Annotated in this window: 12 protein-coding genes and 1 pseudogene; 1 reads left to right on the forward strand and 12 read right to left on the reverse strand. The window is 38.8% G+C overall.

Annotation, left to right across the window (positions count from 1 at the left end):
• Position 1: 1 nt before the first annotated feature.
• From BO219_RS03830 to BO219_RS03855, 6 genes are all read right to left on the reverse strand, one after another.
• Complete coding sequence (locus BO219_RS03830; protein WP_006318729.1) at positions 2–1,555, reverse strand: xylose ABC transporter ATP-binding protein; 1,554 nt, start codon at positions 1,553–1,555, stop codon at positions 2–4.
• A gap of 16 nt (positions 1,556–1,571) precedes the next feature.
• Positions 1,572–2,654 carry a D-xylose ABC transporter substrate-binding protein gene (xylF, locus tag BO219_RS03835; RefSeq protein WP_006318730.1) on the reverse strand — a complete coding sequence of 361 codons (1,083 nt, stop codon included), beginning with the start codon at positions 2,652–2,654 and terminating at the stop codon, positions 1,572–1,574.
• A 180-nt stretch (positions 2,655–2,834) separates the two neighbouring features.
• Positions 2,835–4,067, reverse strand: a complete 1,233-nt coding sequence (locus tag BO219_RS03840; RefSeq protein WP_077428463.1) for a helix-turn-helix domain-containing protein — start codon at positions 4,065–4,067, stop codon at positions 2,835–2,837.
• Positions 4,045–5,484, reverse strand: a complete 1,440-nt coding sequence (locus BO219_RS03845; RefSeq protein WP_012574929.1) for a sensor histidine kinase — start codon at positions 5,482–5,484, stop codon at positions 4,045–4,047. The genes BO219_RS03840 and BO219_RS03845 overlap by 23 nt, the downstream gene beginning before the upstream one ends.
• On the reverse strand, positions 5,481–6,467 hold the full coding sequence (locus tag BO219_RS03850; protein ID WP_077428464.1) for a sugar-binding protein: 987 nt from the start codon (positions 6,465–6,467) through the stop codon (positions 5,481–5,483). Before BO219_RS03850 ends, BO219_RS03845 begins: the two co-directional genes overlap by 4 nt.
• 55 nt (positions 6,468–6,522) lie before the next feature.
• The gene (locus BO219_RS03855; protein ID WP_226373755.1) at positions 6,523–6,747 is read right to left on the reverse strand and encodes a hypothetical protein; all 225 of its coding nucleotides are present in this window, start codon (positions 6,745–6,747) and stop codon (positions 6,523–6,525) included.
• Between the two features lie 165 nt (positions 6,748–6,912).
• Here BO219_RS03855 and BO219_RS03860 point away from each other — a divergent pair, with 165 nt between their 5' ends.
• Complete coding sequence (locus BO219_RS03860) at positions 6,913–8,256, forward strand: TrkH family potassium uptake protein (RefSeq protein ID WP_077428465.1); 1,344 nt, start codon at positions 6,913–6,915, stop codon at positions 8,254–8,256.
• 12 nt (positions 8,257–8,268) lie between these two features.
• Here BO219_RS03860 and BO219_RS03865 read toward each other — a convergent pair whose 3' ends face one another.
• From BO219_RS03865 to BO219_RS03890, 6 genes and pseudogenes are all read right to left on the reverse strand, one after another.
• Positions 8,269–9,462 (reverse strand): MFS transporter, encoded by a 1,194-nt coding sequence (locus BO219_RS03865; protein WP_077428466.1) that lies wholly within the window; start codon positions 9,460–9,462, stop codon positions 8,269–8,271.
• A 102-nt stretch (positions 9,463–9,564) separates the two neighbouring features.
• Positions 9,565–9,861 (reverse strand): rhodanese-like domain-containing protein, encoded by a 297-nt coding sequence (locus BO219_RS03870; RefSeq protein WP_006318739.1) that lies wholly within the window; start codon positions 9,859–9,861, stop codon positions 9,565–9,567.
• A gap of 5 nt (positions 9,862–9,866) precedes the next feature.
• Positions 9,867–10,175: pseudogene (locus BO219_RS03875) on the reverse strand (FAD-dependent oxidoreductase); the annotation flags it as partial.
• Positions 10,176–10,247: 72 nt separating this feature from the next.
• Positions 10,248–10,601 (reverse strand): rhodanese-like domain-containing protein, encoded by a 354-nt coding sequence (locus tag BO219_RS03880; protein ID WP_077428467.1) that lies wholly within the window; start codon positions 10,599–10,601, stop codon positions 10,248–10,250.
• A 66-nt stretch (positions 10,602–10,667) separates the two neighbouring features.
• Positions 10,668–11,819, reverse strand: coding sequence for a toxic anion resistance protein (locus BO219_RS03885; protein WP_077428468.1), 1,152 nt, complete (start codon positions 11,817–11,819; stop codon positions 10,668–10,670).
• Entirely contained in the window at positions 11,803–12,462 is a 660-nt protein-coding gene (locus BO219_RS03890) for a 5-bromo-4-chloroindolyl phosphate hydrolysis family protein (protein WP_077428469.1), read from the reverse strand. The genes BO219_RS03885 and BO219_RS03890 overlap by 17 nt, the downstream gene beginning before the upstream one ends.
• Positions 12,463–12,593 lie beyond the last annotated feature (131 nt).

Raw genomic sequence — 12,593 nt, forward strand, 5'->3', positions numbered from 1 at the left:
CTCATTCCCCTCCTGTCGCTGCCATCATAATATTTTCTTGTGTTGCTTCATCGTGTGATAACTCTTTCACGATTCGTCCTTCACGCATAACATAAATGCGGTCGCTCATCCCTAAAATTTCTGGAAGCTCAGAAGAAATCATCATGATGGCAACGCCTTCTTTTGCTAATTTATTCATTAGGTGATAAATTTCATATTTTGCCCCAACATCGATCCCACGTGTTGGCTCGTCTAATATTAAAAGTTTCGGTTTTGCCATTAACCATTTCGCCAATACAACTTTTTGTTGGTTTCCTCCCGATAACGTGCCGACAGCCGTTTCTAAGGAAGCTGTCTTCGTTTTTAGCTCATCTACATATTTTTGGCTCCACTTTAATTCTTCATTTTGATTGATAATTTGTAAGTGACTAATGCTTTTTAAGCTTGCTAATGTCGTATTTGTTTTCACATCCATTCCGAGTACAAGCCCTAATCTTTTTCGGTCTTCTGTGACGAGTGCAATGCCTGATCGAATCGCATCTTGTACCGAGCGGATGTGCACTTGTTTTCCTTCCATCCATACTTCTCCTTCGGCTTTGCCTTCGTATGCACCGAATAAGCTCATCGCGAGTTCTGTTCGACCAGCCCCCATCAATCCGGCAATTCCGACAATTTCACCAGCACGGACAGTCATATGGATATTATCGTTGACTTTCATCGGCTTTTCTTTATGCCATACGGAATAGTTTTTTACTTCTAATACGGCATGCCCTGGCGTTTTTTTGACGTACGGATAACGTTCAGTCAACTCGCGCCCAACCATGAGAGCAACCACTTCATCTTCATTCGTTTCTGCACGTGAAAGAGTTGCGATTGATTTTCCGTCACGCAATACGGTAATCGAATCTGCTAATCGAAATACTTCTGGCATTTTATGAGAAATATAAATGCACGCGACCCCTTGTGCCCGTAGTTGTTCTAAAATACCCATTAAAATGTCAACTTCACTTTCTGTTAAGGCCGCAGTAGGTTCGTCTAAAATTAAAATGTTTGCTTGCTTAGCTAGCGCCTTTGCGATTTCAACTAATTGCTGTTGCCCAATGCCGAGTGAATGAATTTTTGTTTGTGGAGAAATTGTTAATCCGACTTTCTTTAACCATGTTTCTGCTTCATAGTACAATTGATCCCATTGAATGACACCGAATTTACGTGGTTCGCGTCCTAAAAAAATGTTTTCACCAACGGTCATTTCTTTGACAAGTGCAAGCTCTTGGTGAATGATCGCAATGCCTGCTTGCTCCGCATCAACAATATTCCGAAACGAAACAGGCTTCCCATCAATACGAATTTCACCGTCATATGTGCCAGCCGGATACAGCCCGCTTAGCACTTTCATCAACGTCGATTTTCCTGCACCATTTTCACCACAAAGCGCATGAATTTCTCCTTTTTTCACTTTGAAACTAACACGATCAAGTGCTTTCACACCGGGAAACTCTTTTGTAATATTGATCATTTCTAACGCATACATTCGTTTCACTCCCGTTGTATCATGTTGAAAATAAGGGTCTGGCAAAGCCAGCCCCTTGTTTTCATTGTTTTGGCCATTGATCTTTCGGTACGTTTTTAAATACATCTTCTAATTTGTGATAACCGTCTTTAATGACTGTGTCTACAACGTTATCTTTCGTTACTGCGATCGGATCAAGCAAGACAGATGGCACATCGATTTTGCCGTTTGATACCGTCTGGTTCGTTTCGATTTTCTCACCTTTTGCTAAAGCAACAGCCATTTCCGCTGCTTTTGTTGCAATCGCTTTAATTGGTTTGTATACTGTCATCGTTTGCGTACCTTCAACGATGCGTTGTAATGCAGCTAACTCAGCATCTTGTCCTGAAACAGGTACTTTTCCTGCTAAACCTTGTGCTGCTAATGCTTGAATGACACCTCCTGCTGTGCCATCATTCGCTGCAACAACGGCTTGAATGTTATTGTTGTTCGCTGTTAATGCGTTTTCCATATTTTTTAAAGCTTCTTCTGGTTTCCAATCTTTTGAGAATTGATCGTAAACAATTTTAATGTCACCTTTTTCTTCAAGTGGTTTTAATACGTTCATCGCTCCTTGGCGGAATAAATGAGCGTTGTTATCTGTATCTGCTCCACCGATATAAACGTAGTTTCCTTTCGGCGCTTTTTCTACAATCGCTTGAGCTTGCATTTCACCGACACGCACGTTGTCAAACGAAACATAATAATCTACTTCCGCATTTTTAATTAAACGGTCATAAGAAATAACAGGAATACCTTCTTTATGCGCTTTTTCTACAATCGCTGCCGATGCCTCAGCGTTATGAGGTACAACGACAAGAACATCGACACCTTCCGAAATAAGCTGTTCTGCTTGGCTTAACTGTGCCGCATCATCTCCGTTCGCTGCTAACGTTTTCACTTCCGCACCAAGCTCTTTCACTTTTGCCTCAAACAATTCTTTATCTCGTTGCCAACGCTCTTCCTTTAACGTATCCATCGAAAAACCGATGACAATTTTGTCGTCGTCTTTTTTCGTCGATTCGCTTCCCCCTTCGTTTCCCGAAGATACGACACCGCACGCTGTTAATGCGGATGCTAATACGAATGTTGCCGCCCCTTTTGCGACATGTTTCCACCACTTCACACGTATTCCCCCTTGTTTTTCATATCGTTTACATATTTAAAGATACCACGGGAAAAAGAAAGCGTTTTCTTCACTTTCTTCACTTATTTGCGCTATATTCGCACAATTTAAACGCTTTCATTCCTGCGAAAAAGAATGGTCTAGCATTTTTTTGTCCAACAACAAAAAAATGCGAACGTTTTATGCACGCTCGCACACATCTTGGCGATATTCTGTTGGCGTCATATTCGTCACTTTTTTAAACACACGACTAAAATAGTTTGGGTCTTTATATCCGACACGATAACAAGCCTCTTTCACTGTTAATCCTTCATCACGCATCAATTGCTTCGCTTTTTCGATGCGTAAATTGGTTAAATAATCGATAAATGTTTGACCTGTTTCTTTTTTAAATAGTTTGCTGAAATAATACGGAGTTAAATGAACATATTTTGCTACTTCCTCAAGCGTCACATCATAACAGTAGTTTTCTTGCAAAAACATTTCGACTTGTTCAATGACACTACCGCCTGTTTTTATTGTCGTTTGTTCCACTTCATCCGTCAGCGGAACATCATCGACATGCATCACTCGACTGAATGAGGAGACGTAACGAACTGCTATCGATGCCTCTTTATATGAGCGTTTCATTCCATCAACACCTGACTGGATCGTGCCAATCCCGATCTTTACTCGCTGTTGTAATGCTTTCTCGAGCTGTTTTAACAGCGATTGAACAAACGAAATAACATGTTCGTCCTGCTTGGCTTCAATAAAAATGGCCATTTGTCTTTGATTAAGCAAGCTACATAAACAACGTCGCTGTTGTTTTATGCATTGCTTCATCTTTTCTTCCCATTTCTCACGTTCACACGCATCAGCCTTTTCGAGTTCCACGACTATTGCGTATCCGCTTTCAAATTCCATACCGGTAAACGTATGAGCCGCACATTCATCCATCTTCCCCATGAACAACCACGTCCAAGCGATCTCGCCTAACGCTTGCAGCTGAACGAGTTTCTCACGAGCAGCCAATTGTTGTTCACGCATCGCTTGTTCTTCTGCAATTTGCTGTAACAATTTTTGTAACAAATCAATCATTTGTTGTTTTTTCGCAGGTTTTAACACGTATTCACTTACACCGAAAGAAATAGCTTCTTTTGCATATGTAAAGTAATCGTATGCAGTTAAAATAACGATCTTCGCTTGCGCATCCATTTTTCGTATTTCTGCGATTGCCTCGAGTCCTTGAATACCAGGCATTTTCATATCCATAAAAATAATGTGTGGCCGATGTTGTTCTACTTGCTGAATGGCGCTGCGACCGTGTTCGGCATGAAAAATGGTAAACATATGCGGAAAAGCCCGTTCAATCATCAATTGCAATCCTTCCCGCTCTAGCGGTTCGTCATCAGCAATGAGCAGCTTGTACATCTCTCTCCCTCCTCGGTAATCGTAAAATGATGGCCGTTCCTTCGTTTGGGGCACTTTTTATTTCAAGTATTTTCTCGACTCCGTAAAAAAGCTGAAGACGTCTCAATACATTTTCTAACCCAAGTCCTGTGGAATGACCTGTTTTCGTTAATGAATACGATGCGTCCATAATCGCTCGTTGTACATCGTACGGCATACCTACGCCGTTATCAGCAATTGTTATTTGAATGCAATTTCTTTTTTCTTCGATGATTAATTGAATATTTGCCCCTTCTTCCATTCCTTCAATCCCATGAATAAAAGCGTTTTCAATAAGCGGTTGCAACGTTAAACAAGGAATGGGTTGTTCTAAACACGATTCATCCACTTTGACTTCGAAAGTCACACGATCGCGAAAACGGGCTTTTTGAATCGCAAAATACTCTTTCGCATGTTCGACTTCTTCACGCAACGTAACAGGTTGATCGAGCTTCCGTAAGTTGTATCGCAATAAATTCGATGTAGATACAGTCAGTTCACTCGTCTGTTCCGCCCCTTCAATATAGGCAAGTTTTGAAATGACGTTTAGCGTATTAAATAGAAAGTGCGGATTAATTTGACTTTGTAACGCTTTTAACTCTAGTTCACGCACAAGTTTTTCTTTTTCTAATATTTCCATATTTTTAGAGATTAATATGCGCAAATTTTCAATCATATGTTGAAACGTTTGACCAAGCAAACCGATTTCATCGTGCCCATCAAAACGAGGGATACGTGTATCTAATTGACCGGATGATATTTTTTTTGCTACGTGAACAAGGTGATGGATCGGAATGACGATGGTTCGCGATAGCCATATCGCAAATACAATGCTTAAAATGGTCGTTAAAACAAACAGCGTTCCACCGAGTTCATTCATCCGTGCCGTATGCTGTAATATTTGCTTGTATACAGGTTGATATAAGCTGAGCTCAACGTCGACAAGCGCTTGACTATCTTCTCGAATAAATGAAGCGATTTTCTCAATTTCGTTGTACTGATCCGCATAACCTGTGAATTGCTGTTTTGTCAGCTTATGAATAATCGCCTGCTCTAAATCGAGAAAAACATAAACCATATTTTTATAATTTTCAAGTGTAAACGCATCGTTTCCGTCCAATTGTCTTTCTGTTAGTTCACGATGCAACTTTTCGAGTTGTTGTTTATGTTCAATAAGCTGTTTATAATTATATTCGTCTTGATGAATTAAATAGCTACTTAAAAACCGAACATTTTCCTGAGTTTCAAGTGAGATTTGCTTGTATAAAAAAATACGTTGCATCATGACATCATAGCTTTCTTGTACTTTTTTTCCGCTTTGGAAAATAAAAAACGCAATACAATTCAATAAAAGAACGAGAAGTGGAATAAAAACAAACAATTTCGTCCGGATTTTCATTTGTTTCTCTCCTGCTGAACGTTTTGACGATCAATGACTTCAATCGCTGTAAAATGTTCTTTTTGAATTTGTTTACCAGAAAGATGCTCAACCATTAACTTGACTGCGGAATAACCCATATCGTAAGGTTTTTGAACGACCGTTGCGACAATGTCCCCTTGTTGAATGGCTTCTATTGTTTCTTCTACATCATCAAACCCGAAAATTTGAATGTCCTGACGATGTAAATTTTTTGTCGCCATTCGGATGCCGATTGCATCAAGTGCACTTGTACCGGCCATTACCGAAATATGCGGATGTTTTCGCAACATTTGTTCCGCTTGAATCGACGCTTGAATGCGTGAAATGTTTGACGAAGCAACAGAAACGACTTTTAAGCGCGGATGTTGAGCAATAACAGACAAAAATCCTTGCAAACGTAGACGTTGGTTTTCTGATGTATCCGTTCCGATCATAACCCCAAGCTCACGTTCTCCTTCCACACGGGAAACAACTGCCTTTCCAAGCAATTGACCGGCTTCAAAATTATTTGTTCCAACATAAGCGATGCGACGACTTTCTGGAGCATCCGCATCGATTGTAATGACAGGTATATTTCGTGAAATCGCTTTGTCAATAAGCGGTGTAAATGCTTCGTCTTTTAGATTTTGCACAATAATTCCATCAACACGAGAAGCAATTGCTTTTTCAAGCAATTTTACTTGCTCATCAACGCTTGTTCGGAGCGGACCGATGTATTCAATATTTACATCATACTTTTTTCCTGCCTCCTTTGCTCCTTGTTCAATTTTCCGCCAATACGGATTGTCAAATTCTTGCGATATTAAAATGACATGTGGAAGATGGGACGTTCCTTTTTGTTCGTGCTGTAGTTTTGCTACTGTTTTTTCTAGTTGCTTTGTTACGGTGATAAAATGAAAAAAAACATATAAAAACAAAAGGAGTAGTACAATAAGGCTAATTGTCCATTTTTTTTGTGCCATGATCTTCTTCACCTAATTTTACTATAATTCGTTTTGATAACGTTTACAATGCTCTTTAGACATATACAGCTTTCGTTCGTATTTGCCTTTTGCCATCTTTGATTTGCCACTCCCCAACAAACTTCGCATCAATCAATTGCAAAACAAGTTGAGCGTTTGTCGTCATCACTTTGTTAGCGATTAATGATTGAAATTGAACATAAATGATGCCGTTAACAAGTCCAACTAGCAAAAAGACGGTAAGGATATATACAGCTACGATTTTTCCTCGCGTTTTCATTACTGTCCCCTCCATTTTTGTGAATTGATGAGCAACACTATTTTATCAAATGAAAAAAATTTATAAATACAAATATTTCTTTATCAAAAAACAGACTTGCATTCTTTTTCACCATTTGCCAAAATCAAAATATGTTTAAATGAAAACGTGTGAGGGAGTAAGGCTGTGAAAGTTCGAAAATTGTCTCGCTTATCTACCGTTCAGCTTATTGTCCTGTTTTACTTTGTAGCTGTGTGCATATCGACATTTTTACTATGGCTTCCTTTTTTTCACCAACCTGGTGTCAAATTAGGCTTTGTTGACGCATTATTTACCGCTGTAAGCGCCATTAGTGTCACAGGACTTACCGTCGTGTCAACAGCAGATACGTTTAATGTACCTGGTATATTTGTGCTTGCTTTTATTCTCCAATTCGGCGGCATCGGCATTATGGCGCTAGGAACGTTTATTTGGCTCATGTTTGGCAAAAAAATTGGCTTTCGTGAACGCCAACTCATTATGACGGATCAAAATCGTTCGACGTTTGCTGGATTAGTGAAGTTAATGAAGGAAATTTTAACGCTCATTATTACGATTGAAATAATTGGGGCAATCGTTTTAGGTATATATTTTCTTCGTTATTTTCCATCATGGGAGGAAGCGTTTTTTCAAGGCTTCTTTGCGTCTGTGAGTGCAACAACAAACGCTGGATTTGACATTACAGAACAATCGCTTATTCCATTCGCTAATGATTATTTTGTTCAAACCGTACATATGATTTTACTCGTCCTAGGTGCAATTGGATTTCCTGTGCTCATTGAAGTAAAAGAATTTGTATTTCATCGTCAAAAACAGCAATATCGTTTTTCACTTTTCACAAAATTGACGACCGTCACATTTTTTCTGCTCGTTTTATTGGGAACATGGGCGATTTTACTAATCGAATGGAATCGTTTTTTTGTTAATAAAACATGGCATGAAGCGCTTTTTTATGCGTTATTTCAATCGATTTCCTCCCGTAATGGCGGATTGGCAACAATGAATGTCGCCGAATTTTCTGAACCGACCTTACTTGTTTTAAGCGCATTGATGTTTATTGGAGCGTCTCCAAGTAGCGTGGGAGGGGGAATTCGAACGACAACGTTTGCGATTATGGTGTTAACTATATTCTTTTATGCAAAAGGGAAAAACTCGATTAAAGTGTTTCAACGTGAAATTCATCATGAAGATATATTAAAATCATTTATCGTGTTCGGAACAGCTTTCATTCTTTGTTTTTTAGCGATTGTGCTTCTTTCTTTTTCAGAGTCTTTTACAATGATCGAAATCGTCTTTGAAGTATGCTCCGCCTTTGGAACAACAGGCTTATCGATGGGCATTACATCCGAACTGAGCACATTTGGAAAACTAGTGATTACTGCATTAATGTTTATCGGACGGATTGGTATTTTATCGTTTTTATTTCTTATTCGTGGCAACAATCAAAAAGAAACGTACCATTACCCAAAAGAACGCATTATTATTGGTTAAGGCGAAGGAATTTTATACCCCTTCGCCTTTTAACATGCTCTCTTTTTTGCGAAACATTGTGTACATAATGAGTAGAAACGATAATAGTCCAAACAAAACAACCATATGTTCCAGTCCGATCGTATCTAACAAAAATCCAGAAGCTAACAAGACCACTTGAAATGTCACGCGATCAAACATATTTTTAAATGAAAAAAAGCGACCGTGATACAATTTCGGAACGCTCGTTTGAAAAATCGTCGCGATCATCGGAAAAAAACAACCGACGCATATGCCAAACAATCCAAATGAAACGAGCGAAACCCATTTGACATGAGCGAAATATAAAGATAATTGTGTAAAAGCAATAAAACATGTTAATCCATACATCCATTTTACGTATGTTTGTTCACGAGCGATATATTTAATGAGGAAGGCCCCAAATAAAAAACCAACGCCTTCAATCGTATATAACCACCCTTTAATCGAAGGGTCATTTTGTAATTCACTAATATTGATGACCATTAAATTGAATCCACCAATAAATAACTGCGGTACAATCGTTAAAACGACAGCCGTATAAACAACAGGCAATCCGCGAATGATCGGGAATATGTCTGTAAATCGTTGTTTTTCTTTTGTATAACTGCTTATGTCTCTCTTTTCTTCTTTTATATCAATAAAAAAAGTAAGTAAAAATAATAAACTGTATGCGACTATTGCGCCAATATATAACGTTTGCAAACTTGTAATCATAAGGAGAGCACCACCAAAGGCGGTACCAGAAATTCGTGATAACGCTGAAATATTCATATGCATCCCATTGATCGTCATGAGTTGTTTCTCATCCCGCACAACAAGTGGGATGATTGCTTGCAACGTCGGGAAATAGAAAGCAGCTGCGACTTGAATGGAGATCATAAAACATATCATGAGAAAAATAGATTCATATTTTAATGCAAACAGCATAAAAATAACGCTACATACACGACCGATTCCGGCGTATAAAAGAATACGTTTTTTTGCATATGTATCAATCCACTTCCCCGCGATTGGACTAACAATCACACTAGCAAGCAATCCCGAAAATAAAATAAGCGACTTTACAAAGTCAGATGGGACATGCTTTTGCATGAATTCTAAGTTTCCGATAATCCCAAGCCATAAACCAATCCCAGCAATAAACTCACCAATAAAAATAAGAATGACATTTTTATCTTTCCACATATGTATTCCCCTTCATTCGTTTTTCTCTTCCAATACATGTATTTTATTGTACAATAAAATAATGCCAAGTGCATAAAAAATAAGACTGGCATATCACCAGTCTTATTCCACTTCTCCTTCCCAACTCATCATGCCGCCGACCATGTTTTTCACATGAAAACCGCGTTCTGATAGCCATTCGCACGCTAATGCACTTCGACCGCCAGAATGACAAACGACGATATACGTTTTGTTTGGATCTAGTTCGTTTAAACGAGCAAATAGTTGCCCGAGCGGAATATGACGTGCGTTCGGAATTTTTCCTGCCGCTACTTCGTGTGCTTCCCGAACGTCTAGCACTTCGACATTTGCTTCATGACGTAACGTATCCGCTTGTGTCGGTAAAATATTTTCAAACATACCTACTCCTCTTGTTCATTTGTTCGTAAATGTTTTACCGTTACCGTTTTTCGCTCACGATTAATACTCGTCACTTCACTTAAGTTACGCACATCAATACGAAACCGTTTTGACATGCCATCAACCGTTTGAACAAGCAACTTGCTTCGTTCTTGAATGACATCCCCAATGTAATAAGGGAGCCCGCAGTTTGCGAATGAAATATATTCACCGCGTTCAAACATAATGATTTCATCTTTTTCGCTTAACCGACGCAAACGTGCCGCAGCGGAAGCACCTCCAGCCACACCACCAACAATGACGATTTTTCTCATTGTACATCCCCTCCATATACAAGTACGTGTAACCGTATTATAACAAACAATTGCTTCATAAAGTTTGAACAGTTAGTGACATTTTACCATATTTAACTCATTTACATGCTCGTGCCCTTTTATATAATATCCTTCTATTGAGAAATGATAACGTCTAAGTAAACGGATCGCGACATTTTTCTCTAGATTGCTTTTTGCAATGACAATCACTTGACGGTTCGGAATGGTTTGATAATAACGTTTTAAGTATGCAACGGGAACGCGGAGAGCCCCATTCATTTCGTCTGCCTCGTTGTAGTCACGTACATCAAGCAACGTCACATGTTCATATGATGATAAAGACGTCAACTCTTTGACACCACGAACGGGTACATAGCGATAATATAGAGCATATAGCACGAGCATAACGATTACTATATAAGTCATGTTGTCTTACCTCCCTTTCACATCATACCCTAATAGGTATATAAAATCAATAAAAAAGAGCTGATTTTATTCAGCCCTTTTTAGTGTAAGTAACCTCTGTTTTAATTGTTCTTCCATTTCAACAAGCTCTCGTTCCACTTGCTGACGCTTCATGCGCCCTTCTTGTTGAATTTTCAATGTTTCTTCAAGTGTTTCTAATAAATTTTCTTGCGTCTTTTTTAACGTATCGATGCTAACAAGCCCTTCTTCATTTTCTTTTGCTGCTTCAATTGTATTCATTTTTAACATTTCCGAGTTACGCAGCAACAGCTCATTCGTCGTTTTTGTTACCGCTTTTTGTGCCTCTACCGCTTTCTTTTGGCGGAGGAGCGTTAGTGCGATAACAAGTTGATTTTTCCAGAGTGGAATGGCTGTTAAAATGGACGATTGAATACGTTCAACTAACGTTTGATTGACATGTTGAATGAGCCGAATTTGCGGTGCCGTTTGAATTGTAATTTGTCGACTTAATTTTAAATCATGAATCCGTTTTTCAAGTCGATCAGCAAATTGAATCATATCATTGACTTCTTGCACGTCCATTTGATTTTGTGACTGTAATGCCTTTTTCTCTAGCTCTGGAATCGTTTTTGTTCGCAGTTGCTCTAATTTCAACTCCGCTGCAGCGATGTAAATGTTTAAGGCATCAAAGTATTCTTTATTTTTTTCATATAATGTTTCTAACATCATAATGTCACGAAATAACATTTGACGATGTTTCTCAAGTTGATCCGCGATGCGATCAATTTCCACACCAAGTTTTTGATATTTAGATAAAATATGTTGAACGGACTGTGTAACAGATTGAAGCATGCGAGCTAAGAAGTTTTTTTTAGTCATTGTCAATTCTTCTACATTAACTTCTCTCATTTTAATCATAAGCTCATGAATGACTTCCCCAACAGGTCCAACATCTTTCTTTTGCACATGATTTAAAATCGAATGGGAAAAGCGTGACAACTCCGCTTGCGCTGCTACTCCATATTGTAAAATAGCTTGATGATTGCGCGGATCAATTTGCTCAGCAAGTGCTAACGCTTTCTGTCGATGCTCTTCTTTTAATTGATCAATGAGACGCGGAGATGATGGATTGACGCTTGCTTCTGTCACTTCGCCAAATGGATTGGCAAGCAACGAATCGATCGAACTTGTCCAAAGCATTTCATCGTTTTTGCTCATGCTTTTTCTCCTCCGTCACTGTTATTGTATGTTTTGTTGGTAAAGAAAAGGGATCGTCTGATGCAATCGTATGTTTCACAAGCTTTACTTCCGTCTTTAAATCAAACAAATCTTCTTCAAGCATGTCCAACAGTTCATTTTCCGCTTTCATTAGCGCCAGATCAAGTGCTTCCTCTGCTTCCCTCATCGCCTGTCGAATCTCCTCACTTTTTACGGGTTGTTTCGTTAAATAAATATATTTATCAATAATGGTAACAATGGAGTCCAATGTTGTGTTAAAAAACGGTTGCGCGACAGCGAGACGATCTGGTTGCTTTTCGACAATTTCAATTATTTTTTGACAAATGGAGTACAAACGGGAAAGTTTAGAAAACATCGGGACCGAACGAATTCTCCACAAACTTTGTCCGATTCTCCGAACCTTTTTTTTCGCATCTTTCAATCGCTCGTCTTTAAAATCATGCAATCGATCCTTCTTTTCTTTTTTCTTCATGTAAACGGAATACATCATTCCTACACTTACACCAATCAAAAATGAGATGAAAAAAGGCAAACGAAATGCAAGCAGCGAGATCAGAGCACTAAATAAACCGATATTCCATGATACAAACCATCGCCATATTGTTCGAATGAATCGTTTCATCGTTTTCCGTTACAGAAAACTTACAAGACTTTATAAGAAACCTATAAAAGTCTATGTTTCCTTCCTTGTTCATCGCGCCCGATTTCGCGAAAAGCTACTCTCGTTTCCTTGACGCTCCGAAGTCAAGTTTC

Source organism: Anoxybacillus kestanbolensis (assembly GCF_001996285.1).
Taxonomy (GTDB): Bacteria; Bacillota; Bacilli; order Bacillales; family Anoxybacillaceae; genus Anoxybacillus; species Anoxybacillus kestanbolensis_A.